General features: G+C 57.2%; 23 protein-coding genes. 4 read left to right on the forward strand and 19 right to left on the reverse strand.

What is annotated here, in order from left to right; translation table 11 throughout:
- Positions 1-12 precede the first annotated feature (12 nt).
- The 11 genes from ACK2JC_RS05070 to ACK2JC_RS05120 all read right to left on the reverse strand — a co-directional run bounded on the left by ACK2JC_RS05070 (position 13) and on the right by ACK2JC_RS05120 (position 12,435).
- Positions 13-921 carry an ABC transporter permease gene (locus ACK2JC_RS05070; protein WP_092361880.1) on the reverse strand — a complete coding sequence of 303 codons (909 nt, stop codon included), beginning with the start codon at positions 919-921 and terminating at the stop codon, positions 13-15.
- Positions 914-2,008: an ABC transporter permease gene (locus ACK2JC_RS05075; protein WP_092361882.1), complete on the reverse strand. Its 1,095-nt coding sequence runs from the start codon at positions 2,006-2,008 to the stop codon at positions 914-916. Before ACK2JC_RS05075 ends, ACK2JC_RS05070 begins: the two co-directional genes overlap by 8 nt.
- Positions 2,009-2,127: 119 nt before the next feature.
- Entirely contained in the window at positions 2,128-3,210 is a 1,083-nt protein-coding gene (locus tag ACK2JC_RS05080; protein ID WP_007710016.1) for a BMP family protein, read from the reverse strand.
- Positions 3,211-3,255: 45 nt separating this feature from the next.
- Complete coding sequence (locus ACK2JC_RS05085; protein ID WP_320936897.1) at positions 3,256-3,867, reverse strand: TetR/AcrR family transcriptional regulator; 612 nt, start codon at positions 3,865-3,867, stop codon at positions 3,256-3,258.
- A 321-nt stretch (positions 3,868-4,188) separates the two neighbouring features.
- Positions 4,189-4,962: a DeoR/GlpR family DNA-binding transcription regulator gene (locus ACK2JC_RS05090; protein WP_320936898.1), complete on the reverse strand. Its 774-nt coding sequence runs from the start codon at positions 4,960-4,962 to the stop codon at positions 4,189-4,191.
- 148 nt (positions 4,963-5,110) lie between these two features.
- A complete protein-coding gene (pdxA, locus tag ACK2JC_RS05095) occupies positions 5,111-6,106 on the reverse strand; it encodes a 4-hydroxythreonine-4-phosphate dehydrogenase PdxA (protein ID WP_276855340.1) in 996 nt (331 codons plus the stop codon).
- A 39-nt stretch (positions 6,107-6,145) separates the two neighbouring features.
- Complete coding sequence (locus tag ACK2JC_RS05100) at positions 6,146-7,507, reverse strand: GntP family permease (protein ID WP_368271701.1); 1,362 nt, start codon at positions 7,505-7,507, stop codon at positions 6,146-6,148.
- A gap of 32 nt (positions 7,508-7,539) precedes the next feature.
- The gene (locus ACK2JC_RS05105; RefSeq protein ID WP_320936900.1) at positions 7,540-8,826 is read right to left on the reverse strand and encodes a four-carbon acid sugar kinase family protein; all 1,287 of its coding nucleotides are present in this window, start codon (positions 8,824-8,826) and stop codon (positions 7,540-7,542) included.
- A gap of 284 nt (positions 8,827-9,110) precedes the next feature.
- On the reverse strand, positions 9,111-9,683 hold the full coding sequence (locus tag ACK2JC_RS05110; RefSeq protein ID WP_320936911.1) for a TIGR01440 family protein: 573 nt from the start codon (positions 9,681-9,683) through the stop codon (positions 9,111-9,113).
- 19 nt (positions 9,684-9,702) lie between these two features.
- On the reverse strand, positions 9,703-10,680 hold the full coding sequence (gene holA, locus ACK2JC_RS05115; RefSeq protein WP_320936901.1) for a DNA polymerase III subunit delta: 978 nt from the start codon (positions 10,678-10,680) through the stop codon (positions 9,703-9,705).
- Between the two features lie 114 nt (positions 10,681-10,794).
- Entirely contained in the window at positions 10,795-12,435 is a 1,641-nt protein-coding gene (locus ACK2JC_RS05120) for an amidohydrolase (RefSeq protein WP_320936902.1), read from the reverse strand.
- Between the two features lie 263 nt (positions 12,436-12,698).
- Here ACK2JC_RS05120 and ACK2JC_RS05125 point away from each other — a divergent pair, with 263 nt between their 5' ends.
- Genes ACK2JC_RS05125 through ACK2JC_RS05135 form a run of 3 tightly spaced genes read left to right on the forward strand, consistent with a single transcriptional unit; the run spans position 12,699 to position 14,852 of the window.
- Positions 12,699-14,183: an AAA family ATPase gene (locus ACK2JC_RS05125; RefSeq protein ID WP_118754959.1), complete on the forward strand. Its 1,485-nt coding sequence runs from the start codon at positions 12,699-12,701 to the stop codon at positions 14,181-14,183.
- A 14-nt stretch (positions 14,184-14,197) separates the two neighbouring features.
- Positions 14,198-14,350, forward strand: coding sequence for a hypothetical protein (locus tag ACK2JC_RS05130; RefSeq protein ID WP_166434374.1), 153 nt, complete (start codon positions 14,198-14,200; stop codon positions 14,348-14,350).
- Between the two features lie 25 nt (positions 14,351-14,375).
- Positions 14,376-14,852, forward strand: a complete 477-nt coding sequence (locus ACK2JC_RS05135) for a hypothetical protein (protein WP_320936903.1) — start codon at positions 14,376-14,378, stop codon at positions 14,850-14,852.
- A gap of 129 nt (positions 14,853-14,981) precedes the next feature.
- Here ACK2JC_RS05135 and ACK2JC_RS05140 read toward each other — a convergent pair whose 3' ends face one another.
- Together ACK2JC_RS05140 and ACK2JC_RS05145 are read right to left on the reverse strand one after the other, a co-directional pair.
- Complete coding sequence (locus ACK2JC_RS05140) at positions 14,982-15,059, reverse strand: putative holin-like toxin (protein ID WP_227030990.1); 78 nt, start codon at positions 15,057-15,059, stop codon at positions 14,982-14,984.
- Between the two features lie 416 nt (positions 15,060-15,475).
- Entirely contained in the window at positions 15,476-15,613 is a 138-nt protein-coding gene (locus tag ACK2JC_RS05145) for a putative holin-like toxin (protein WP_368282647.1), read from the reverse strand.
- 110 nt (positions 15,614-15,723) lie between these two features.
- On the opposite strand from ACK2JC_RS05145, the gene ACK2JC_RS05150 reads away from it, so the two are divergent.
- Positions 15,724-16,227 (forward strand): low molecular weight protein-tyrosine-phosphatase, encoded by a 504-nt coding sequence (locus ACK2JC_RS05150; RefSeq protein WP_320936904.1) that lies wholly within the window; start codon positions 15,724-15,726, stop codon positions 16,225-16,227.
- Positions 16,228-16,461: 234 nt separating this feature from the next.
- Here ACK2JC_RS05150 and arcC read toward each other — a convergent pair whose 3' ends face one another.
- From arcC to ACK2JC_RS05180, 6 genes are all read right to left on the reverse strand, one after another.
- The gene (gene arcC / locus ACK2JC_RS05155) at positions 16,462-17,424 is read right to left on the reverse strand and encodes a carbamate kinase (RefSeq protein WP_334309315.1); all 963 of its coding nucleotides are present in this window, start codon (positions 17,422-17,424) and stop codon (positions 16,462-16,464) included.
- Entirely contained in the window at positions 17,399-18,832 is a 1,434-nt protein-coding gene (locus ACK2JC_RS05160) for a DUF1116 domain-containing protein (RefSeq protein WP_320936905.1), read from the reverse strand. The genes arcC and ACK2JC_RS05160 overlap by 26 nt, the downstream gene beginning before the upstream one ends.
- Positions 18,833-18,849: 17 nt before the next feature.
- The gene (gene fdrA / locus ACK2JC_RS05165; protein WP_320936906.1) at positions 18,850-20,397 is read right to left on the reverse strand and encodes an acyl-CoA synthetase FdrA; all 1,548 of its coding nucleotides are present in this window, start codon (positions 20,395-20,397) and stop codon (positions 18,850-18,852) included.
- A complete protein-coding gene (locus tag ACK2JC_RS05170) occupies positions 20,379-21,362 on the reverse strand; it encodes a DUF2877 domain-containing protein (protein WP_320936907.1) in 984 nt (327 codons plus the stop codon). The genes fdrA and ACK2JC_RS05170 overlap by 19 nt, the downstream gene beginning before the upstream one ends.
- A complete protein-coding gene (locus ACK2JC_RS05175; protein WP_233460674.1) occupies positions 21,359-22,702 on the reverse strand; it encodes a uracil-xanthine permease family protein in 1,344 nt (447 codons plus the stop codon). The genes ACK2JC_RS05170 and ACK2JC_RS05175 overlap by 4 nt, the downstream gene beginning before the upstream one ends.
- Before the next feature lie 89 nt (positions 22,703-22,791).
- Positions 22,792-24,045 (reverse strand): hypothetical protein, encoded by a 1,254-nt coding sequence (locus ACK2JC_RS05180; RefSeq protein ID WP_320936908.1) that lies wholly within the window; start codon positions 24,043-24,045, stop codon positions 22,792-22,794.
- Between the last annotated feature and the right edge of the window lie 2 nt (positions 24,046-24,047).

The raw sequence follows: 24,047 nt of genomic DNA on the forward strand, positions 1-24,047 counted from the left end.
CCTTCTCCCTCCCTATTCTTTTCTGTAGGCAACGCCGCTGCACGCCGGTTTGTTGCTGCGCTTGGCGAACATACACAGGGCCACGATGGTGATCAGGTAGGGCAGCATGTTGAGGAACTGGTAGTATCCGCCCAGGCTGGTGGTCAGCAGGCGGTACTTTAACGCGTCGGCCGCGCCGAACAGCAGGGCTGCCAGCAGAACCGTTTTGGGAGAATAGTTTCCGAACACGCACACCGCCAGGGCCATGAAGCCCTTGCCGCTGACCATACCCTCGGTGAAGGAGCTCAGCTGTCCCATGGACACGAAGGAACCGGCCAGTCCGGCCATCATGCCGGAGAACAGCACCGCGCCGTAGCGGATGCGGAACACGTTGATTCCCACGGTGTCGCAGGCCTTGGGATATTCGCCAACGGCGCGGACCTTTAAGCCGATGTTGGTGCGCTGCAGCACGAACCAGCACAGGGGAACGCAGATAAATGCAAAGTAAACGGGAAGGGACCAGTTAAACAGCACGTCTCCCGCCACGGGGATCTTGGACAGCCCCGGAACCGGCAGGTTGACGTAACCTTTTACCTTGGCTCCGTTTAACAGCAGGCGGTTTAACGTGATGGTAAAGCCTCCGGCGAAAATGTTGAAGGCGGTGCCGACCACGATCTGGTTGGAGCGCAGGGTGATGGTGAAAAATGCGAAGATCAGGGACATCACCAGCCCTCCGAAGATGGCTGTCAGCGCGCCGACCAGGGACGAGCCGCTAAAGGATGCGCCGACGCAGCCCAGCAGAGCGCCGATCAGCATAATTCCCTCAGTTCCGATGTTTACAATACCCGCGCGTTCGCTGAATACCAGTCCCAGCGCGGCCAAAAGCAGAGGGGTCGCGGTACGGATATCCGCGGTGAGAAAGTTTGTAATCAGATCAACCATTGCTCGTACCTCCTGTGGCGTTATGAGATTTGCCCGGAATCAGGGATTTTCCGGTCCTGCCAAACCAGATAAACAGCTCGCGGCTGACAGCAAAGATGATAATCATACCCTGGATCATGTAGATGGAGGCGGAGGGAACCTTCGCCAGAAGCTGCATCTTCACGCCGCCGGCATTTAACGCTCCGAACAGGATGCCGGAGACGATGATTCCCAGCGGATGACATCCGCCCAAAAGGGCCACGGCCACGCCGCTGAATCCGAAGTTGTTGGAAAATCCCTCGGTCAGGAAATACTGGAGTCCGATAATGTTGATGGTGCCGCCCAGCCCTGCGAAGCCGCCTGCGATGAACATGGACAGCAGGGAGTTGACGGGAATGTTCATGCCGGAGTAACGGCCGGCGTTGGGGTTCATGCCGATCACGCGCATCTCATAGCCGCGGGTGGTCTTCCACATGAAGATGTAATACACCACCACCGCCAGCAGGGCCAGGATGATGCCGAAGTGAAGCCGGGTCTGGGGAAGGATGATGGGAAGCTTTACCGCGTCCACCACCGATGGCATACGGGGGGCCGCGCCCGGCGTCATATCCTTAAAGGGCGGGTTGGTCACGCAGTAGCTGACGAACTCCAGCGCAATATAGTTGAGCATGATGGTGGTGATCAGCTCGCTTGCGCCGAATCTCATCTTCAGCACGGCCACGATCAGCCCCCACAGAGCGCCGCCGATAAAACCGCACAGCAGAACCAGAATGATATGTAACACAGGGGGAAGTCCCTGGATATGGGCTCCCACCATGGAGCCGCAGATGGCTCCCATGTATAACTGCCCCTCCGCGCCCAGGTTTACGAGGCCGCACCGCAGCGCGATGGCATAACTTAACGCTGTAAAGATCAGCGGAGTTGTCTGAATCAGAGTTTCGGCGATGGAGTTTTTGCTGCCGAAGGCGCCTTTTAAAAGGCTGGAATACGCTTTCCCCACATCATAACCCATTGCCGACATGATAATCGCGCCCAGGATCAGTGCGACTAAAATGGAGGCCAGGGGGAAACTTATCTCTTTTAATTTGTTAAGATTCCGTTTTTGCATATCAACCCTCCGAAAAATGATCACTTATATTTTTAAACAAGGCTGCCAGAAACTAAACCGCTCTGAACAGCCTTGAATGTCACGACACGAAAGTTGTGCTTTTTAGATATGGTAACCGTTTACTGGAGAGAAATCTCGATTTCGCCCTTGGACATCTTGTCGATGGTCTCCTGAAGTCTGGCCTTGGCCTCGTCGCTGGCCTTGGTGCCCATCCAGTCGGTTGCATACACAACGCCCTTGTTTGCGCCGTAGGTCTCAACCTCGGTTGCCTTTAACTCGCCCTTCATGAAAGCGTCGAAGGTAACGTCGTAAGCGATTGCTACATCTTTAACGATGATCAGCTGGGTTGCTGTGGGAGCGGAGGTCTCCTGGCCAAGGCCGCAGCCGATTGCCATAACGCCCTTCTCCTCGCCTGCTTCCATGATGCCGGTGCTGGCGTCATTGGCCATGGGGGCGATCACGTCCGCGCCGCCCTCGATGATGGAGATAGCGGTCTCTTTTGCCTGGTTTACATCCGTGAAGCTTCCGGTGTTGATGCGCTGCGCCTCTACGTTTAAGCCGTAGGTTGCGTTCACATAGTCAACGCCCTGCTGGAATCCGGAGGAACCCAGCTTGATGGGGTTGATCTCCTGTCCGCCTACGAAACCTACCTTGCCGGTCTCGGTGAGCAGAGCAGCCGCCACGCCCTGTAAGAAGCCCTGCTCCTCGTCGGCGATGCGCACGGAAATGAAGTTGTCGGTGATCTCGGTGCCGTTGATCTGAACGAACATGGTGTCCGGGAAATCCTTGGCAACGGGCGTGCAGTAATCCTGATAGGAGTTGGTGGTCAGGTATACCAGGTTGTAGCCCTCGGAAGCGTATGTACGGGCAGCCTCAGCCGCGTCGGTATCGCTGACGTTCTCCATATAGGAAGTCTCAGCGCCCAGCTTCTCGATGTTCAGTAAGCCGTTGTACTGTGTCTCATTCCAGTTGCCGTCGTTGATGGCTCCGCCGAAAATAGCCGCTACCTTGAAGGAAGATGCGTCCCCGGAGGGCGCTGCCGTGTCGGCTGCCGCCGTGCTCTCTCCCTCTGCCGCTGCTGCGGTGGAATCAGCCGGCGCTTCTGTTGCCGCTGCGGTCGTCTCCTTGGCTCCGCCGCCGCAAGCGGTAAGTGCTGTCACTGACATTGCCATCGCCAACATCATTGCTGTGATTTTTCTCATAGTTCCTCTCCTTTTAAATAGGTTATTTATTTAGAGCGTTACGCTTTAAATACTTGGGTTGCAGATAAGCGCCAGTCTGGCCTTGACGGCGTCCCTGGCCGCGTCGAAATAGTTGTCCAGGTCAAAAGCCTCCGAATCGATCAGGTACTGAAGGGTCGCGCCCTCCAACAGGGACACAAACATGGCCGCGCACAGATCCAGCTCTTTTTCCTTGGCCCCCGGGGCGTGCGGACGCAGAATATCCTTAATGTCGCTGCGCCAGTTCTGAAAGGACCGCTTGAACTCCCGCCGGATGTCCTCGTCGCTGCGGGCCTGGACCCAGAAATCGATCTCCGCGTAGTCGTATTTCCTCAGATTGCGTATAAATTCTACTTTCTGCCGGATAAACACATTCAACTGGGCGTCCAATGTGTCCTCCGCTTCCTGCTCCAGGGCGCTTCTGATCTCAATGCAGCGGTTCAGCACTTTTTTCTGAACGGCCAGCAGAAGTTCCCGTTTTGACCGGAAATAGTAATGGATGTTGGATTGGAAGAGATTCGCCCGCTCGGCGATCAGGCGCAGCCGCGTTCCGCTGATTGCCCGGTCCTCGATCACATCCAGCGCAGCCTCCAAAATCACCTCTTTTGTAGGCTCTTCTTTGCATAAAACTTGATCCAATAATTGTGCCTCCTTCAGTTTGGCTGTACAAGGCGAAATGATGTTGATCCGAAATTTTGTCAGATGACCAAATTCACAAGGCTATTATACCCATAGATACCAGATATTGTCAATAGATTCACGAAATAAAGCGTGTTATAAAATTGTTACAACTTTTTAAGCTTTCACAAGCAAAATATAGTTAATGTATCTGAACACAGGCGGTTTTTCGCAAAGTCCTTCCACTATCGCTCCAAAAAAACGCACAAATTCGCCGCTGTCATGAGCCAAAACGCCGCCATTTCCCCATCCGCCCTCTGCAAGCCCTACGGGCAGGCGGATTTAAATCTCCTGTTTGCCTCCGCCGCCCACTGTCACCACCTGGATTTTCAGCTCCTCAATCCGTTTTCGCTCCCGATCGTCAAACACCTTCGTTGTGACGACTCCGGTATAGTCCTGAAGGCTGTTGATCTTCATCAGGGCCTGGCGGTTGAACTTGGAGTGGTCCACCACCAGATAACTCTTATTGGCGTTTTTGGTAACCATCCGCTTGAGCGAGGCCTTGTCCAGCGTCGGGGTGAGCACGTTGAAATTGGAGTCAATGGACATTGCGCCCATAAACGCGATCCCCACATGGATATAGGACATCATCTGATTGGAAAAGGTTCCGAAAATACTTCCGGTCTCCTTCTGAACCGTCCCCCCGCAGATCATCAGCTCCACGCCGCTGCGGTACAGCAGAAATCCGGTCTCAATGTCGTCGGTGATCACGGTGAGATCGGGAATGTCCATGATCCGCCTGGCAATCTCATAGATCGTGGTCCCTGAGTCCAGAAACACCGTATCCCCCGGCTTGACCATCGCTGCGCAGGCCTCCGCCAGCAGCCGTTTCTCCTCCATCATGGTCACCATCTTTTCCGTGTAGGTGGTCTCGTGCTTGATCACCGCCACGCCGTGACGCCGCTCGATAATCCCCTCCCGGTCCAGCTTGTCCAGATCCCTGCGAATGGTCATCTGGCTCACGTCCAATATCTGCGCCAGCCGGTCCACCTGGATATTTCCCTTCTCGCTGACCAGCTCCACAATCCGGTTCTGCCGCTCTTCTGCCGCCGTCATGTTCATCCCCGCCTCTCTCTTCCGATTCCCATTTTAAGCCAATGTTACACGTTCCCCATCTTCCTGTCAATACCACGGACAGAATGCCGGACGCAATCGCTGCGCCCGGCATTTTCCAAAAAGTTCCATATTTTATAATTTCGATTTCCTATCCCATAAATGCGGGGGAGTATTTTGCCGCAAGGCGGATGGCCTCCACCATGCTCACATCGCTGGCGATCCCGGTCCCGGCGATATCCATGGCGGTTCCGTGGTCCACGGAGGTCCGCAGGATGGGCATCCCCGCCGTCACGGCGATGGTCCGCTCAAAGTCCAGCGTCTTGGTGGCGATGTGGCCCTGATCGTGGTACAAAGACAGAACGCTGTTAAATTTTCCCTGCAGCGCCATGTGGAACACGGAGTCCGCTCCCACCGGTCCGGCCACCTTGTAACCCTGGGCCTGCAGCTCTTCCACCGCCGGATAGATGGCCTCCATCTCCTCGTCCCCAAACAGCCCGTGCTCCCCGCTGTGGGGGTTCAGCCCCGCGATGGCCATGGTGCCGTCCTCCACTCCCAGCTGTTTTAAGGCCTGGGTGCAGCGCTTCACGTAGTCGATGACCCGCTCCTTGGTGATCATGTCGCAGGCCTTCCGCAGAGACACGTGCCTGGTAAGGAAAAACACCCTCATATTTCTCACCTCAAACATGGTCAGCGGGTCCGGCGTGCCGGTTAACGCCCCGAAAATCTCCGTGTGTCCGATGTAGGGCACCCCGGCGGCCCGCAGGGACTCCTTGTTGATGGGCGTGGTGGACACCGCGGCGGCCTTCCCGGCATTTGCCAGGGAAATGCTCGTAGCGATGTATTCGTAGGCGGCCTGGCCGCACATTGCGCTGATCTCCCCCCGCTTGAACTGCCCAAAATCCACGTTGGCCAGATCGATCAGGTTGATCACGCCCTGCTCAAACCGGCCCTGCTCCGGCTCGTCTATGGTATGGATGGTCAGGGGAAGGTTCACGATATCTGCCGCCTGCTCCATCACCCGTCTGTCTCCCACCACCACACACCTGGCGCGCTGAACGGTTTCCTCCCGCGCCAGCGCCTTGGCCACAATCTCCGGCCCGATCCCGGCCGGGTCTCCCATGGGAATCAATATAATCGGTTTCATCTTTTTTCCTCCATTTTTTAATATCCGTTTGATGTTCAGTTATCCCAGAAAATGGTTCATCACAAGCAGCATCGCCAGCGCCGCGAATCCCGACAGCGTGGTGGTCACGCTCCACACCCGCATCTGCTCCCTGGTGTCGCTGATTCCGATGGACTCATTGATCACCCAGAAATAGGAATCGTTGAAATGGGAAAATGGGATTGCGCCGATGCAGGCGGCCAGCGCCGCGAACACCGGATTTAAGTTCAGCGTTCCGATCATGGGCGCCACCACGGAGGCGGCCGTCATCATCGCCACGGACCCGGACCCCTGGGCCACCCTCAAAAGCGCTGCAATCAGGAACGGGAGCAGCAGGGGCGGGATGCTGGTTTTGATGATGTTGGAGGCGATGTACTCCCCCAGTCCGCTGTTCTGGATGATCATTCCCAGGGCTCCGCCGCCGCCCACCAGGAGCATGAGCTTGCCGCTGGCCTTCAGTCCCTCTTCCATCGCATTTAAGGTGTCGCTCTTGCCAAACTGGCGCATCAGACCGTAAATCGCGATCAGAAGCCCCAGGGCCAGGGCCACGATGGGCTGCCCCAGCAGGGAAACCACGCCGTTTTCCACACCGACCGACTTTAACCCGGTCTTTAACAGGATGAACAGAATGGGAAATAATATGGGCGAAAACGCCATCAACGGCGAGATCGAAAGGGCGTCGCTGTCCGCTGCCGCCGCCTCGGGCTCAGCCTGCGCCTGCCCTGGCTCATATTCCCTGGTCCAGCCCTCCCCGTCCGGTATCTGGCAGATTTTCCTGCCCAGGTATTTTCCGTAAATCAGGCTGACCAGAATAATGGGAACGGAGAGCACGGTGCCGTAGAGCATAAACTGCCCAATGTTCACATTCAGGATTCCCGCCACTCCGATGGGACCGGCCGCAGGCGGAACCAGCGAATGGCTGGCCACCAGGCCGCCCGCCAGGGCGATTCCCAGAGCTACCACGGATTTTTTCGTCTTTTTGGACAGCGCCTTCATAAGCGGCGCCAGAATAATAAAACCCGAGGTGCAGAAGATGGAGAGCGAGGTCACAAACCCGGAGATGGCCAGCGCTTCTTCCTCCCTGTTTTTTCCAAATATTTTAATAAACGTGTTGGCCATCACCCGGGTGGCCCCCGACATCTCCAGCAGTTTTCCCAGCATCACGCCGAAACCGATGATGATGCCGATGCTGCTGAGGGAATTGCCGAACCCCTTGGTGATGGATGCGATCACATCCTCCTGACCCATGCCGCCGAACAATCCGATCAAAATAGAGCAGATGATCACCGCCAGAAACACGTGAATTTTCGTCTTTGTAATCATCAGCACCAATATTACCAGCCCCAGCGCCAGACCCAGGGCCATTCTCAAACCTTCATCCATATGTCACACTCCCCTTCATTTTTCAGATAAAATCAGATTACGGTCTCAAAATACTCCATGCACTGCAGCAGGGTGTCCTCCCTGCCCACCAGTCCGCCCTTGGTGATCATGGGCAGTCCCTCATGGGCGCCCCCGATGGTGTTGGAATAGATCGCCAACGGAATCACCTCTCCCTTCACATTGAAGCCGGAGATTCCCAGTTTTTCACAGAAAGCCGCCGCCACGTCGCCTCCCGAGGCGTAGACACCGCCCACCCGGCCGTCCATTTCCTGCACCAGGTCGTAGAGAACCTGGGCGATGGTGTCCGTGATCACACCGGCGCACTCCTTCTTGGAGCAGTGCTCCGCCCCGTCCACTCTGGACAGGTCCAGCACGTCCTCCTTAGATTCCGTTGTGGTGATCACCAGGATACCGTGGGGCTCCTCCGAGCGCAGAACCGCTTCCTTCACCCGCTCCATCTCCCGGGCGCGCCTGTCCGGCCGGAAGAATTCCCCGGCGTTCATCCGCACCACCAGAGGGTTGGCGATTTTCTTCAGGTACTGAAGCTGCTGCCTGGTCAGGTCGCTGGCGCTTCCAAGGCCGCACAGCAGTTTTTTCTGGATCGCCTCTTTCTTGTGCTTAAACAGGTTGCCGGCCAGGGCCGCCGTGAAGGAACCGGGGTCAATGGCCGCAATCTTAAGCCCGCTGGCCGCGCAGCAGGCGGCAATGGCCTCAATGTCCCGCACGGTGCGGGCATCCATCACGATGATTCGGTTCTGCTTCGCGGTCTCCAACAGCTGCTCCAACAGCTTCCCGGAGCTCTCCAGCACCTTTTCCAGACCGATGTAACCCACGCTGTGTCTGGACTGCTGCCGGATGATCTCCGTCACTCTCGACGTATGTACCGGCGCCGTCGGGTCCTTGGCCACCTCCGTCATCTGCAGGGGAACCTCGTTTACCAGCAGAATGTCCCCGATGCAGGTGCGCCCCGATCCGGGAAAGGAGGCCACCACAACTGCCCGGTAATCCTCTCCCAGATAGTCCAGGATGCTGTCGATCTCCGCTCCCACATTTCCCCGCAGCGTAGAGTCCACCCGCTTGCTGTACAGAATAGATTCGCTTCTGGGAAACAGCGCGGCCGCCTCCTGCACCCTGGCGTATGCCTCCGTCCCACTGATCCCTCTGCTGTTGGTGCTAATGCACAGCACGTCGTAATCCTCAAACTGCTCCATATGATCCGTTTTCAGGATGGTCCCCACCTTGAAGCCGTTCTGCGCCAGTATGGCTCCGGTGTCATTGGCTCCGGTCAGATCATCCGCTATAATGACTGTGTTTATCATAGTAAACCTCCTCAGGAAATAATCCTTCACTTCTCCTCTTATAAACTTCACGGGCCCGTCTCAATGTTTATAGGCACATTCTAGCCGTCCGCCCGGGTCCCGTCAACGCTTTGGCCCGATTTGTTCGTTTCCGGGGGATTAAAAAATCGTGAAGGTAAAAAACGAACAACCGACCGCAGGCTGCGCCGGCGGCCCATTGCGTTCAACAAAAAACAGGGACCTTCAAAGGCCCCTGAATGCCTTTGAAAATCCCTGCCGGAATTTCGGCTTACGTTTGATTGGTGTTACATCAGCTCCTCATCATAGTGGGCGCGCACCCCGCCGATGAATTTTAACCGCGTCCTGGCGCAGACCACGTGGGCGGAACCGATCTCCTTTGTTGCGATGCGCACCGGCACCACCACGTCCCGCAGGTGCATGCCGATCAGCGTGTCGCCGATGTCGATGCCCGCGTGGGCCCGGATGTGCTCCACCGCCACCGGGTGATTGAACCCGGCGTAAGCCGCGGTGGCAAAGGAACCGCCCGCCTTCAGCTGGGGAACCACGTTCACCGGCTCATAGCCGTAACGCCGGGCGGCCTCCTCCTCCAGAATCAGCGCCCGGTTCAGATGTTCGCAGCACTGGGCCGCCAGGTAGATCCCCCTGGTCTTTAACTCCCCGTAAATGGCCTCGAACACCGCCTGACCGATCTCCCCGCTGGAGTGGGAGCCGATGCGGAAGCTGTCGATCTCGCTGGAGGAGCAGCCCACCACCAGAATCTGCCCTTCCCGCATCTTCGCCGCCTCCAAAAGCTCTTCCACCACCTTTTGGGCCTGCTCTTTGATTGTCTTTAGTTCTATGGTGTCCATCATATCCATCGCCTTTCCCTTTCTGTTCTCAATAATGATTCGCAATCAGAAGCTCCACCGCCAGCCGGTCGGCCAGCTTTCCGGTCTTCACCGCTTCCTCCGCGTCCACGCACAGGTTCACATAGGAAAAAATCTGCTCCTTTGTAAAACTCTTGGCCTGCAGCATGATCTTGCCCGCCACAAAGGGGGCCAGCTTCAATTTGGACGCGATGGTGCTCTTGTCCATGCCTTTGCCCATCAGCTCCTTCACCTGGAGAATCTGGTTGAACTGCCGGGCGATGAGAAAAAGAATCCGCATGGGCGGCTCCTTCAGAGTCAGAAGGTCCTCGTACAGGTCCATGGCCTTTCGCGTCTGACGGCTGGAAATGGCCGTAATCATGTCAAAAATTTTATTGGTCACCTGGGTGACGCAGACCGCCTCCACGTCGGCGTCCGTGATCACGTCCCGCCCCAGGGTGTAGCTGATCAGCTTGTCCAGCTCCGAGAGAATGTTCTCCATGTCGTCCCCGGTCTTGCTGAGAAACAAATCCATGGTGCGGCCGGTGATCTTCTTTCCCTCCCGGGCCAGCACTCCCGCGGCCCAACGGGCCAGCTGGGCCAGCTCCTGGCGCACCATCTCCGCCGCATAACCGTGCTTCTTCACCGCCTTGTAGAGCTTGCTGCGCTTGTCCACCTCGGTCTCCACAAACAGCAGACAGGTGGTGTCCGGCACATTGGGCAGATATTCCGCCAGGCTCTCCGCCTCCCCGCCTCCCTTGAAAAACCCGCTGTCCTCCACCAGAATCAGCCGTTTCTCCGCGAAAAACGGCATGGTGTCCGCCATCCCCAGAATCTCCGGAACGTTGATCCCCTTGCCCTCGTAATAGTTGTAGTTCATGGTGTCCCCGCCGGTGATGGCCTCCTTCAGCCGGTTCTTGTAGCTCTTTTTGAGAAATGCCTCGTCCCCGAACAGCAGGTAGGCGGACTTAAAGGAGCGGTCCTTGATGTCTTGGTTCAGTGTCTGCATGTATGCTTATCCTCGTCTGGTTTGTTTGCGCAGTCTTGGGCGCGCAGTGGCCGCGCCCGTATCTGTGTTCGACTCTATTATATCCCATGGAAATTTTAAATGCAAGGGTGGGCGTCAGCTCCGATTCTCCCGATTCTCCCGCCGGTACACGCATTTTCCGTCCACGAACGCGGCCAACACGGCGATTCCTGCGATCTCCTCCACCGGCGTCTCAAAGGGATTTTTTTCCAGAATCACAAAATCGGCCAGCATCCCGGGGCAGATCCGGCCCTTGTGTTCCTCCTCAAAGGAGGCGTACGCCCCGGCGCCGGTGAAGGAGTCAAGCGCCTCCTGCACGGTCATGGCCTGGTCCGGCAGGTAGGGACCAAGGTGGTCCCGCAGGGTTTTCCTGGTCACGGCGCACTGGATTCCCGCCATCACGTCCGGCTGCTCCACCGGGCAGTCGGAGCCGTTGGACACGCGGACGCCGTAGTCCATCAATGTTTTAAAATTGTAGCTGCTCTTTGCCAGCTCCTCCCCCACCCGCTGTCTCACGATGTGGATGTCATAGTCCAGGAAAATGGACTGGACGTAGGCGTGCAGCCCCAGCTCCCGAAACGCCTCCAGCTGGTCCGGTCTGGTGATCTGGCAGTGCACCACGCCGTGGCGGTGATCCCCGCGCGGGCAGCGCTCCAGCACTTCCCGGTACACCGCCAGCACGTCGTCCAGGATTCCGTCGCCGATGGCGTGGATCGCGGCCTGCATATTATGCTCGTGAGCGTAACCGATCATTTCCCGGAACTGGTCCCGGGTGTAGATGGGAATGCCCCGGGTGCCCGGATCGTCCGCGTAGGGCCGGGAGAGGTAGGCGGTACGGGAGCCCAGGGAACCGTCCCCCAGCATTTTCAGCGGGCCAATGCGAAACCAGCTGTCGCCCCATCCGGTGTTGTATCCGGCCCCGATAAAGCGTTTCAGCTCCTTCAGGCTGGGGAACTGGGACTGTTCGTTCACGCGCACCGTTAATTTCCCTTCCTGCTCCAGCTCCCGGTACGCCTCAAGCGTCTCCTCCCAGGGCACGTTGGGGAACGCAAGGAAATCGTCGGACTGGCTGGAGGTCACCCCATAGCGGTTCAGAGTCGCGCAGGCCGCAAGTATCATTTCCTTGATCCCGCCGCGGTCCGGAGCCGGGATGAAGTTATACACCAGGTCCATGGCATTTTCCCGGAAAATCCCCAGAGGCTGCCCGTTTTCGTCCACCTCGAAGCGGCCGCCCTCCGGCTGCGGCGTACTGCCCGTGACGCCTGTGATCTCCAGCGCCCGGGAATTCACCACACAGGCGTGGCCGCAGGCCCGGGCAATGCAGATGGGCACGTCCCTTGACACCTGGTCCAGGTCGTAGCGGTTGGGAAAGCGTTTCACATCGGTAAAATAGTCCTGGTTCCAGCCCCGGCCCCGCAGCCATCCCCCGGCCAGGTCCGGGTTGGCCCGGTGGAAACGGCGCAGCTCCTCCTGAACCTCTGCCAGCGACGAGGTGTGGCGCCCCAGGTCCGCCGCCTGGAGGGAATATCCGAAATTGACCAGATGCATATGGGAATCGTTGAATCCCGGGCAGACAAACCGCTTATCCAGGTCCACGACCCGCGTTTCGGCCGTCCGATAGGTCATGGCTTCCTCCGTGCCGCCGGCATAGAGAAAGCGGCCATCCTCCTGGACAAACGACTGGCAGAGCGGCAGCTCTCCAGTGTACACGGCTCCGTTTGTGTAGATTGTTCGCATGGCTTTAACTCCTTTTGGGAAATGATAAAGGTTTCTGATCTGTCTAGTATAACACCGGCAGGGCGGGAAGGGCAATGGGATTGGGTTGTGAATTAAAAGTGAATAAAAATGCAAAATAATTGCTGCAGCGGCTAGTCACAGAGCCGTTGTCTTGGTATAATAAGGAAACGTAGTGCTTATCATCAGCCTGGCGGCTGATGACAAAGTATAACAAGGAAACGTAGTTATTCATGTCTACTAAAATCCACAAAGGAGTATCCGTCATGCCAGTATTTGATTTCAACGACACATCGGAGGTCAACGCGCCGTCCGAGTGTACCTACACTACATACCAGTCCAGCCACGCCACCGCCTCCCCCGACCAGCCGATTCTGGTGCTGGACAACCGGAAGCGGGCCTGGAAGCACCATTCCTGTGGTCTTTTTACCAATCCCATCAAGCGCACCGCCTTTGAGTTCAAGGATGAGGACGGCACGGCCAGCGCCGATATTTTACAGATCGATGCCCGCTTCGTCAGCCTGCTCCGGTGGCTGGGCGAAAACCACATCAATGTGCGCCTGTCCGGCGAGAACCGTGAAAACGGTTATGCGGTCTACCGGATCCGGGAAATCGCCTTCGGGGGCGGGACCAAGCTCTCGGCTGAGGACGGTTTTCTTCAGTTTATGATCGACCGGCTGTTTGCCAGCAGCGCGCCCACGGATGAGCAGGAGGACGAGGACCAGATGGAGGACGCCGACGATATGAAGCTCACCAGCCTGCAGAGCATCACGGACTTCATGACCTGCGCGGGCCGCACCCTGCCAGACAATATCCGCCTCTGGGCCCGCAGAAACCTGGCGGTGGCCCGCTCCCACGAGGTCTCCCCCGAGGAACGGCGTCACGCCCAGCGCGCCCTGTCCATTATGATGAACATCCAGTGGAAAAGTAATTATTTCGAAGCCATCGATCCCCGGGAGGCGCGCCGGATTCTGGACGAGGAGCTTTATGGAATGGAGCGTGTAAAACAGCGGATCATCGAAACCATCATCCAGATCAACCGCACCCACACGCTGCCCGCCTACGGCCTGCTGCTGGTGGGCCCCGCCGGAACCGGAAAGTCCCAGATCGCCTACGCGGTGGCCCGCATCCTGAAGCTGCCGTGGACCACTTTGGACATGAGCTCCATCAACGACCCGGAACAGCTGACCGGCAGCTCCCGCATTTACGCCAACGCAAAACCCGGCATTATCATGGAGGCCTTCTCCATGGCGGGCGAGTCCAACCTGGTGTTTATTATCAACGAGCTGGACAAAGCCGCCGCCGGAAAGGGAAACGGCAATCCAGCGGACGTGCTGCTGACCCTGCTGGACAACCTGGGCTTTACGGACAATTACATCGAATGTATGGTTCCCACCGTGGGCGTTTACCCCATCGCCACGGCCAATGACAAGGACCAGATCAGCGCGCCGCTTATGTCCCGCTTCGCGGTGATCGATATCCCGGACTACACGGCGGAGGAAAAGAAAATCATCTTCTCGCGCTACTCCCTGCCCAAGGTATTAAAACGCATGAGTCTGCATGAAAATGAATGTATTATCACCGATGAAGCCCTGGACGCGGTGATCGGGAAATACGCGGACACCACCGGCATCCGGGACCTGGAGCAGGCCGCGGAGCATCTGGCCGCCAATGCGCTTTACCAGATCGAGGTGGACGGCGTGCGCGAGGTGAGGTTTGACGGGGAAATGGTGCGGAAGCTGTTGGGATGAAAGGAGATGTGAACATGAAAAAAAGCTTGATAGGTATTGCGATTCTCTTATTTGCGATTCTATTGCAGCAGTGTAGTGCTGGAATGGAAATGGATATACTCTCATTCATGATCGGGATTGTAGGACTTATTATAACAATCATTTGTGGAGTTAAGTCCGATCAGTGAAACTTGTAATTTATTGGAGACGCTTATGATTGTCATTAAACCCCATCATCTAATCGATATTATGAAACTTTATGGAGTGGGCGTTGAACATTTTGTGCCGGATGAATCATACCAGCATGACTTCTATAAAGTTGCAAATTGTATAATTGAAAACCTGGATACGGAATTGCAGTATACCATTTTGGGGGATGATATTTGCAAACCGTGTAACCGATTCAAAGATTCCCGTTGCAGCGACCCTTTGGATCACATCAGAGGCTATCACTGTAAGGATACATACAATCAGGCATTAGATTCAAGGCTAATTGATCAGTTAAAGCTGGATCCAAATGCAATTTATACCCCGAGGGAATTTATTGAAATGTTGAGCAGAGACAGAGATATTATCTTTCATGTATGGCTGGAAGAAGACAGCGGGTTGACGGAGAAACGAAACCGTTTGTTTCAAGAGGGATTAAAAAAGTTGAGGAATGTGAACGGGAAAATGCAGGAGCGCGACTGAAAAATCGTGATTGACAGAAGAACTGAATTGGGCTTATAATTAAGGTACAAAAAGGCAGTTCACTCCAGTGAGTGGCTTCCAAAGAATAACAACTAAAAAATAGTCACCACAGCTTTGGGAGGCGGGTGACTATTTTTTTGTACCTATAATCATAACAACAAGTACTCCAAACGCAATCATCAAAGAAAGTGTCTCATATGTACTCATGTTATACCACCCCCTTTCGGAGATGGAAGTCACCCAGCAGTAGGAACTGCCTGCTATAATTATACAAAACAGCTCACAGGCTGTAAATAGAAGAATCAAAAAGAAATACTTGTTCAAAATATGAACTTATAGTAGACTTTAGCTATTAAAGCATAACGGAGATAGAGTATATGACCAAACAAGTTCAGAATAACATTAACATCCTTTTCGTCTGCCACGGCAATATGCTCCAGGGCATTTCAATAGGATTGAATCTGTATGAAAGGAAAAATGTGAAAGAAACACTGAAAAATCATGATTGACAGACAAGCTGAAACTGTTTTATAATAAAGGTACAAAAAAGGCAGTTCACTCCAGTGAGTGGCTTCCAAGTTAATAACTTAATTAAAAATAGTCACGGCTTGGTAGGCGGGTGACTATTTTTTTGTACCTATAATCATAACAACAAGTACTCCAAACGCAATCATCAAAGAAAGTGTCTCATATGTACTCATGTCATACCACCCCCTTTCGGAGATGGAAGTCACCCAGCAGTAGGAACCGCCTATACACATTATACGAAAGGCTTAACTGCCTGTAAAGGATACAAATGGAAACCAGCTCTTGTTTATTGGACAAATTTATAGTAGACTTTAGCTATCAAAAAGTAACGGAGATTTCGCGTATGACCAAACAATTTCAGAATAGCATTAAAATACTTTTCGTCTGCCACGGCAACATTTGTCGCTCCCCCCTAGCCGAGTACCTCCTCCGCCATCTCGTCCAAACCCGCGGTCTCTCAGACTCATTCCACATCGCCTCCGCTGCCACCAGCCGGGAGGAGATCGGCAATCCCGTACACCGCGGGACGCGCGCCAAGTTACAGGCGCTGGGTATCTCCACCGCCGGGAAATGTGCCGTGCGCCTGGAAAAGCAGGACTATGGCAAATACGACTACCTGATCGGCATGGACCGCTACAACATCACCGACATGCTGCGCATCCTGGGCGGCGATCCCGACGGCAAGGTATCCCGCCTGCTGGATTTCACAGACCACCCAAGGGATGTGGCGGACCCGTGGTATACCGGAGATTTCGACACCGCCTACGACGACGTGCTGGAGGGCTGCAACGCGTTCCTGGATCACATTCTTTCCCAGAAACCAAACTTCTCCCAAAAATCCAAATAGCCTCCGGCCCAACTGCCTGTACCCGAACGCAGACATACATCGGTCCGTTCTCCCGCCTGCCCAGCCTCCCGGCCCGGCAGGCCTATCCAACAATTCATTCCCGCCATCTGTCCCCCCAGACACACCACACACAACCAGCCCGCCCACCCCTCAAAAAAAGCGCGCCGCTTTCCCAAAAAACGGAAAGCCGCACGCTTTCATTTTCTCCATCCCCCCATCCTCCCCCTCAAAACCTCAGGCGCAAATCACCGTCCCAGTCTCTCCCTTAAGACCCTCTCCCGCCTTTTCCAACAGCGTGATCAGCGCCCGTCTCCCGGGCAGCGATGACGCGAACTCCACCGCAGCCTCCACCTTTGGCAGCATGGAGCCCGGCGCGAACTGCCCCTGGGCGATGTACGCCCGGGCCTCCTCCACGGAAATCCGCGACAGCCACCGCTGGTCCGGTTTAGCGTAGTTTACGGCCACCCGTTCCACCGCAGTCAGGATCACCAGGTAATCCGCCCCGATCATCTGGGCCAGCCTGGCGCTGGCAAAATCCTTGTCGATCACCGCGCTCACGCCCCGCAGACGGCAGCCTTCCCGCACCACCGGGATTCCCCCGCCGCCGCAGGCCACCACCACCTGACCGCCATCCAGCAGGCTGCGGATTGTCTCAATCTCCACAATATCCACCGGCTTTGGCGACGGCACCACCCGGCGGTAGCCCCGGCCCGAGTCCTCAATCACCCGGCAGCCCCGGCGCTCCCACTCTGCCGCCTCATCCCGGTCCATAAAACGCCCGATGGGTTTTGTGGGGTTGGCGAAGGCCTCATCTGACCGGTCCACCACCACCTGCGTCACCAGGGACGTCACCGGCTTGTCGATCCCCATCCGAAGCAGCTCCTCGCGCAGAAAATTCTGCAAATCGTAGCCGATATATCCCTGCGTCATTGCCACACACACGGAAAGCGGCGCCTGCGCCAGATCCGGCTCCTGGGCGGCCAGCATGCCCATGGCCCGGTCGATCATTCCCACCTGTGGGCCATTTCCGTGGGACACCACCACCTCGTAGCCGTCCCGCACCAGACCGGCAATGATCTTCGCCGCCCGGCCCGCCGCCGTCATCTGATCCTGAAAGCTGAGTCCCAGCGCATTTCCCCCCAGGGCGATCACAATCCTCTTATTCACGCATCTACTCCCCCTTGTTTCCATCTCCATAGCATTGGCCAAATGCTTCCAGCGCCTTCACGAAGCACGCTCTGGGCGGATGCACGATCCCCGCGCCGATCTGGCCGATGCCCGGAACCTTGTGGGCGATGCCCGTGTTAATCACCGGGATAATTCCCGTCTCCAGCACCTTCAGAATATCGATGCCCGTAGCCGTCCCCTTAAAATCCAGCGGAGGCAGCGAATAATTGTTGTTCTCCGCAGTTGTGATGGAATACATACTGCGGGTATAGTTGATGGCGTCTGAAACCGTCCCTCCCACAAACTGGGTGATCGCCGGGGAAGCTCCCATGGCGAAACCGCCGATCCCCATGGTCTCGGTGATGGCGCTGTCCCCCAAATCCGGGTTTGCGTCGTCCGGGCCGTACCCTGGAAACAGCAGTCCCTCCACAAAGTTGGCCGGTGCGGTGAACCAGCGGTCCTTTCCCAGGCCGCTGACCTTGATCCCGAATTCCACGCCGTTGCGCGCCATCGCGGTGACCACCGTGGAGCGCTCCACGCCGCAGGCCGCATCCAGAGCGGACTTGCAGGCGGGCATGGACAGATTCAGGAAATAGTGGTCGTTTGAGCGGATAAAATCGATGGCCCTTAACACCTGAGGCATAGGATAACCGCTCTGCATCATAAAGGGCGTAATCTCCTTGAAAAATAAGCTGGTGGCCGCCTTGTTCCGGTTGTGGCACTCGTCCCCCATCTGCACCGCCTGGGCCGTGATCAGCTTCAAATCCACCCCTCCGGCCATCCCGATGGCCTTGTTCAGCACCGGGGCAAACTCTTTCTCAATCCACCTCAGGCGCTCCAGAACGGAATCGCTGAACGCGCCGAACCGCAGCACCTTCCCCAGCCCTTCGTTCACCGAGCAGTACGCCCGGTTGCCGTTTGTCCGGTTCTCCACAATGTGCACCGGCATGGAAGGCGAGATGATGCCCGCCATGGGGCCCACCGCACTGTGCTCATGACAGGGGGAAAATGTGATCCTGCCGGAAGCGGCCAGCTGCCTCGCCTCCCCCTCGTCGGCTGCTCTTCCCTCGTAGAGTAGGGCCCCGATCACCGCCCCCTGCATGGTTCCGCACATGCGGTCCCAGGTAATGGGCGGACCCGAGTGCAGAATGGTGTCCTTTGTCATTCCCGGCACCACCTTGTAAGCCGGTTCAATGCCGGTCAATACCGGGCTGGCGCTCATCACGATGTCCACGGCCTTCCGGTTCGCCTCAGCCACCCCATCGTCGAAGGAATAGCGGTCCAAAAGCTCCAGCAGCTCCTGATCCCCGTCCATTGGCGGCTGCCATTTGATCTGCGTCACCTGCTGCCCCTGCAGCTTTAAATCCTCGCGGAAATTGGGCGCTCCCACATTTAAAATCGTTAACTGTTCCTTAAATAATTCATTGGTCCGATTCATAAGACTCACCTCCTCCGTCACAGCAGAATGTCCGCGGCTGTCTGAGCCGCTTCCACGTTGCTCTCCGCCAAAATAACGCCTTCCGCCAGCAGAGCCGCCCTCTGCCCAGCAAAATCCTGCTTATCCGCCGCCGTCCCGCAGATATAGCCGACCACCGCCAGCTCTCTCCCCTGGGCGCGCGCTCTCGCTCTCGCCTCCCGGATCGCCGGAACCGTCTCGCCGGCCGGGTCCCCGTGGGAGCCGTATCCCAGCTCGAAATCCAGCAAAATCACACCCACCTCAGGGTCATCCCCCTGCTCTGCGATCTTGTCGTTGCGCAGCGAAGGCTCGATCATGGGATGGGGACGGCCGTTGGTAAATTCATCGTCGCCCAAATCCAGCAGCACGCTGCCGCGGCAGGTTTCCTTTCCGTCGATCTTCTCCCCGTCCCGGTGGGACACATTGCTCCGAATCCTGCCCAGGCGTCCCCGCAGCACAAAGAGCGCTTCCGCACACAGCGTGCCGCCGCAGAACAAGCCCCGCACGCTTTTCTGCCCCGGCAGCAGCAGGCCCCTGGCCCCCGCGATCTCCTCCTTTAACCGAGCGGCCCTGGCTTCCTCCCGGCCCGCGTCCTGAGCCACTCCGGCCAATTCTACCGCCGTCCTGGCCGCGTCCAGCAGATTATCGCACAGATAAACGCCCTCCCGGCATTTCCTGGCGGTGTCCCCCTCCAGGAAGCAGACCACCACCGGCTTTTCCAGCGTGTCAAGCAGCTCGAATATCTTGTCCGCCACCGACTGCTCCGGCGGCTTGGAGACCAGCACAATGATCTCTGTGTCCGGCTCTTTTGCCAAGGCGCGGATGCCGTGGAGCATCATCAATCCGCCGATCTCGCGGCTCAAATCCCGGCCGCCTGTGCCCAGCGCCTGGGTGATGCCGCCGCCCAGCCGGTCGATCTGCACGATCACCTCCTGAAGCCCGGTGCCTGAAGCGCCCACCACGCCGATATTTCCCCGCCGTACCTCGTTGGCAAAGCAAAGTCCGGTGTGGTTGATCACCGCGGTGCCGCAGTCCGGCCCCATCATCAGAAGTCCCTTGGAAACCGCCAGCTCCTTTAACTCCCGCTCCTCCTCAATGGAGACATTGTCACTGAACATCATCACATGCAGACCGCTGTTCAGGGCGATTTTAGCCTCCCTTGCCGCATACCGGCCCGGCACCGAGATCACCGCCACATTGGCCGCCCGGTTGTCCTTCACCGCATGGCGGATCGTCTTATACTCCACCTCCGCCTCCTGCCCGGCCTGGCCGCTTCCCTTGGTCAGCTTGTCCAGGATCATCCGGTGGGCCTCCACGCAGGTCTCCTCGTCCCGGGCCTCCACGGCGATAATCAGGTCGTTCTGAGTCGCCCCTTCCGTCTCCTCGTTTCCCAGGCCCACATTCATCAAAATTTCTTTATTCATACCGGTGGCCATCACCACCACAGCCTCTTTTACACCTTCAACCGCTTTTATCTTGCTGCCAAGGGACATAAGCGTCACGGAATCATAGTATGTATTGGGCTTGATTATTGTTTTCTTGTACATGCCGTTACCCCAGTTATCGTTTCAATTCTGTTCAGGACCAGGCAAAACCCGGCGGCCAAACCGGCCGAAAAATCAATGCCGGAGGAATGCCCGATCCCTTCCACCAGTTTCATAATCTCTTCCATCTCCCGCCCCCCGTTCAAAAAGCAGGTGGCCAGGCGGCGATTCAACAGGGAATTTTCCCCGTTTAAATATGCCTTCAACATTTGCCGGCTCACCGCGGTGGTGGCCGCAAGAACTTCCGGACGGTTCAGCCCTCCTGCCAGAGCGGCCCGCAGCGAAATGGTCCGCTCACAGCAGTTCAGCGCCGCCAGCATACCGCACAGGAAATCATCGCCCGCGGGCGTCAGTCCCATCCCGGCTCCCACCAGCCTCCGCCCGGCGGCTGCGAACCGTTCCGGCTCACCGGCCGACCTAAGAAGCGCCCAAAGACGCCGGTTCATCTCCTCCTGCAGAATCCCCGGATTGGGCAAAATCTCCCCGGAACAATCGCGGCGGAAAAAATAGGCGCAGCCCTTTCGGATATCCTGATTTTTCAAATACAGCCGGTAGCGGGCGATTCCGGAGGCAAGATTTTGCGCGCATTCCTGCGCACTTTCCGCCGGGAGCCTTCCTCCCCCGTCCGTTTCCCACTCCCGCTGCGTCCACTGCCGTTCGCCGCTCACCCGGACCCGGCGGCAGTCCAGCACCAGCCCGCTCCCGATGCGGATCACCGGAAACCGGCCCTCCACCGAATCTCCCACGCGGACCAGCTTCCCCGTAAAACCATTTTCATCCACAGCTCCGGTGTACGGCGCGGCGTATCCAGCGCCCGCCACCACCGCGTACAAATCCGATCCGTCCCACAGATTAAACACACTCTCATAGACGCTGTGCACCCGCCCCCGGGGATTTTCCGCAAACGCCCGGAAATGCGGATCGCACACCCGGAGCGAGGCCCTATGGGCCGCATCCCGGCGGATCACTGCGCCTCCCGTGTCTCTTCCTTCCCGGCAGCCTCACTCCCGTCCTTTGGTAAAAACCAGTCCAGGGCGATGGCGATCAGTGAGGCAGGCACAATCCCGTTATTCAGGCACACCGACACCGATTCCCCGAACACTTTGGTTACGTCCGGCACCAGGCTGAAGCCCACTCCGATTCCCAGGGAAACCGCCATGATCAGCATATTGCGGCTGCTCAAATCCACGCTGGTGATTAAGGACACGCCGGAGATAAAGACCATCATAAACGTGATTAACGTCGCCCCGCCCAGCACCGGCTCCGGCACGCACAGGATCACGGCCGAGAGCTTGGGGAACAGGGACATGGCCACCAGAATCACCGCTCCGATGTTCACAATGCTGCGGCTGAACACACCGGTCAAGTTGACTACGCCGATATTCTGGGTGTAGGAGGTGTTGGGAAACGCATTGAACACCGCCGCCAGAGCGCTGCCCAGGCCGTCGGCCAGAATACCGCCCCGGCTCTCCTCAGGGGTGGGCTGCCGGTTCTGCGCCACCACGGTCAGGGCGGTCATATCGCCCACCGTCTCCACAGTGGTTGCCACATACATAAACAGCATAGCCACAATGGCGGACCAGTGGAATTCCCAGCGGTAGCGAAACGGCATCGGCACCGAGAACGCAGCCGCCTGACCGATGGCGGAAAAATCCACCAGGCCCGCCACAGCGGCCACCACGTACCCCACCACGATTCCCACCAGAATCGAGGCGGATTTAAGAGTCTTGTTCCTGCTGCGGCTGCACAGGACGATCACCAGAATCACCAGCCCGGAGAGCAGCAGGTTCACCGGAGCGCCCAGACCGGCGGCGGTCTTGCTGCCTGCGGCCTGCTTCATGCCGGTGGGAATCAGCGTGATTCCGATGGTCATGACCACGATGCCGGACACCAGCGGATTAAAGATCTTTTTCAGACGGCCGATAAAATTTCCCAGCACTGCCTCAAAAAGACCGCCGATAAAACTTGCCCCCAGGCAGGCCCCGATGCCGTACTGGGAGGTGATGGCCACCACGGTGGACAAAAACGCATTGCTGGTCCCCATGACGATGGGCAGACGGGATCCCACCGCCTTTATGCCCCTCACCTGCAGCAGGGTGGCCACGCCGGCCACCAGCAGGGCGCACTGGATCAGAAACGTTCCCTCCTCGCTGTTTAACCCCACAATGTTGATCACCAGCAGGGGAACCGTCACATTTCCGGCGAACATGGCCAGAATATGCTGAAACGCAAATATCACGCTCTTTCCCACAGGCGGCCTGTCGTCGATGTTATAGAGAATATCCGCTCGCTTCGTCTCTCCACTCATTTCGTCACCCTCACTCCTTTTCACACCCATCTGTATTGAATGGAAGCAGCCCGTCCCTAAGACGGGCTGCCGCCGTCAGTAACACCCGATCACACAAAGAAGAACGAAAGCACGATCAGCAGGATCAGAGCTCCCACCACAAATTTGATGTTGTTCTTGACCGTTATCATAATGTCCTGTTTAAATCCCTCGGAAAGCGCGGCGATATTGATCTGAACCGGGCTGACCTGGGTGCCGAAGCCGGTGGCGATGGCCACAAAGCCCATGGCCTCCGACGGCATCCCCAACAGGGAAAGGGTTGGCAGAATCAGCGTCAGCACGCCGGCGCAGAACGCGCCCGACGGAATCGCGATCAAAAAACCCATGATCATGGCGCAGGGCACGATCACCGCCTGGGGTGCATTTCCCACCAGGGCCGCCAGCTCCTCAAAGGTCCCAAGCTTGGCGATAATGTTGATGAATGCCAGGAAAAATCCCACGGAAAACAGAGTGGTCAAAATATAGCGGGATCCCTCGCCCAGAGCGTCGCAGGTCTTGTTGATCTTAAGCGGCGTCAGGCAGGCGGTCAGCACGGCCGTGATAATCACGTTGATGGCCGGAACAAACAGATGAATCCCGATCAGATTGTTTAACTTGGAGCCGAATACCACCAGAACCAGCAGCGTGATGGCCGGCACGGCGCGCACCCACAGCTGCCCCGTGGTGAGCTGATCCTGCTGCTCTGCATCCTCCTCCCGCCTCACAATCATGGTTCCCCGCTTGTACACGCCGTAAACGGCCAGGGCCGCTCCCAGCAGGAAGAACAGGATGGTGACCGGCATCATGCTGGAGGCGTGCTCCACCACGTCCCGGCCCGCGGCCTCTGCCGCCAGAACCGTTTCCGTGGAAGCCGGGGAGGTGGTAAATCCCACCGCCGTGGCGATGGCCATACCGGCGATAACCTCCGGCACCGCTCCCACCGCCGCCGCGACTAACGGAGCGATTACCATGGTATTTCCGGCTCCCATACCGGCCATGTAGGTGGCAAATGCCTGGATCAGCACCAGAAAGCCCGCAAACAGGGCGATTTTCTTTTTCAGCGCATGCTGGGCGATGTCCACGATGGCCTGGATACTGCCGCCCTTGGACACCATCACGGCCGCGGCCGCGTACAGGATCGGCGCCGTATAGCTGAACATGGTGCCGATGCCCTCCATTACCATATTTCCCGCCTCCACAGGCGCGATACCCCCGATAATCATAGCTGTCACAGCGCCGCAGAGACCGGCAAACAGCATGTGCTTCCTCATAAACAGGATCACAAGGATCACTGCAACGGGAATCAAGTGAAGTAAAAGCTGCACAA

The sequence above is a fragment of the Enterocloster lavalensis genome (genome assembly GCF_046603895.1).
Classification (GTDB): Bacteria; Bacillota; Clostridia; order Lachnospirales; family Lachnospiraceae; genus Enterocloster; species Enterocloster lavalensis.

Coding starts and splice junctions, on each gene's coding strand:
- ACK2JC_RS05150 (WP_320936904.1), top strand. CDS start 15,724: ATGACCAAACAATTTCAGAATAGCATTAAAATACTTTTCGTCTGCCAC.
- ACK2JC_RS05160 (WP_320936905.1), bottom strand. CDS start 18,832: ATGAATCGGACCAATGAATTATTTAAGGAACAGTTAACGATTTTAAAT.
- ACK2JC_RS05175 (WP_233460674.1), bottom strand. CDS start 22,702: ATGAGTGGAGAGACGAAGCGAGCGGATATTCTCTATAACATCGACGAC.
- ACK2JC_RS05090 (WP_320936898.1), bottom strand. CDS start 4,962: ATGACGGCGGCAGAAGAGCGGCAGAACCGGATTGTGGAGCTGGTCAGC.
- ACK2JC_RS05125 (WP_118754959.1), top strand. CDS start 12,699: ATGCCAGTATTTGATTTCAACGACACATCGGAGGTCAACGCGCCGTCC.
- pdxA (WP_276855340.1), bottom strand. CDS start 6,106: ATGAAACCGATTATATTGATTCCCATGGGAGACCCGGCCGGGATCGGG.
- ACK2JC_RS05130 (WP_166434374.1), top strand. CDS start 14,198: ATGAAAAAAAGCTTGATAGGTATTGCGATTCTCTTATTTGCGATTCTA.
- holA (WP_320936901.1), bottom strand. CDS start 10,680: ATGCAGACACTGAACCAAGACATCAAGGACCGCTCCTTTAAGTCCGCC.
- ACK2JC_RS05080 (WP_007710016.1), bottom strand. CDS start 3,210: ATGAGAAAAATCACAGCAATGATGTTGGCGATGGCAATGTCAGTGACA.
- ACK2JC_RS05105 (WP_320936900.1), bottom strand. CDS start 8,826: ATGATAAACACAGTCATTATAGCGGATGATCTGACCGGAGCCAATGAC.
- ACK2JC_RS05135 (WP_320936903.1), top strand. CDS start 14,376: ATGATTGTCATTAAACCCCATCATCTAATCGATATTATGAAACTTTAT.
- ACK2JC_RS05140 (WP_227030990.1), bottom strand. CDS start 15,059: ATGAGTACATATGAGACACTTTCTTTGATGATTGCGTTTGGAGTACTT.
- ACK2JC_RS05110 (WP_320936911.1), bottom strand. CDS start 9,683: ATGGATATGATGGACACCATAGAACTAAAGACAATCAAAGAGCAGGCC.
- ACK2JC_RS05070 (WP_092361880.1), bottom strand. CDS start 921: ATGGTTGATCTGATTACAAACTTTCTCACCGCGGATATCCGTACCGCG.
- ACK2JC_RS05120 (WP_320936902.1), bottom strand. CDS start 12,435: ATGCGAACAATCTACACAAACGGAGCCGTGTACACTGGAGAGCTGCCG.
- fdrA (WP_320936906.1), bottom strand. CDS start 20,397: ATGTACAAGAAAACAATAATCAAGCCCAATACATACTATGATTCCGTG.
- arcC (WP_334309315.1), bottom strand. CDS start 17,424: ATGGAGATGGAAACAAGGGGGAGTAGATGCGTGAATAAGAGGATTGTG.
- ACK2JC_RS05100 (WP_368271701.1), bottom strand. CDS start 7,507: ATGGATGAAGGTTTGAGAATGGCCCTGGGTCTGGCGCTGGGGCTGGTA.
- ACK2JC_RS05145 (WP_368282647.1), bottom strand. CDS start 15,613: ATGTGTATAGGCGGTTCCTACTGCTGGGTGACTTCCATCTCCGAAAGG.
- ACK2JC_RS05075 (WP_092361882.1), bottom strand. CDS start 2,008: ATGCAAAAACGGAATCTTAACAAATTAAAAGAGATAAGTTTCCCCCTG.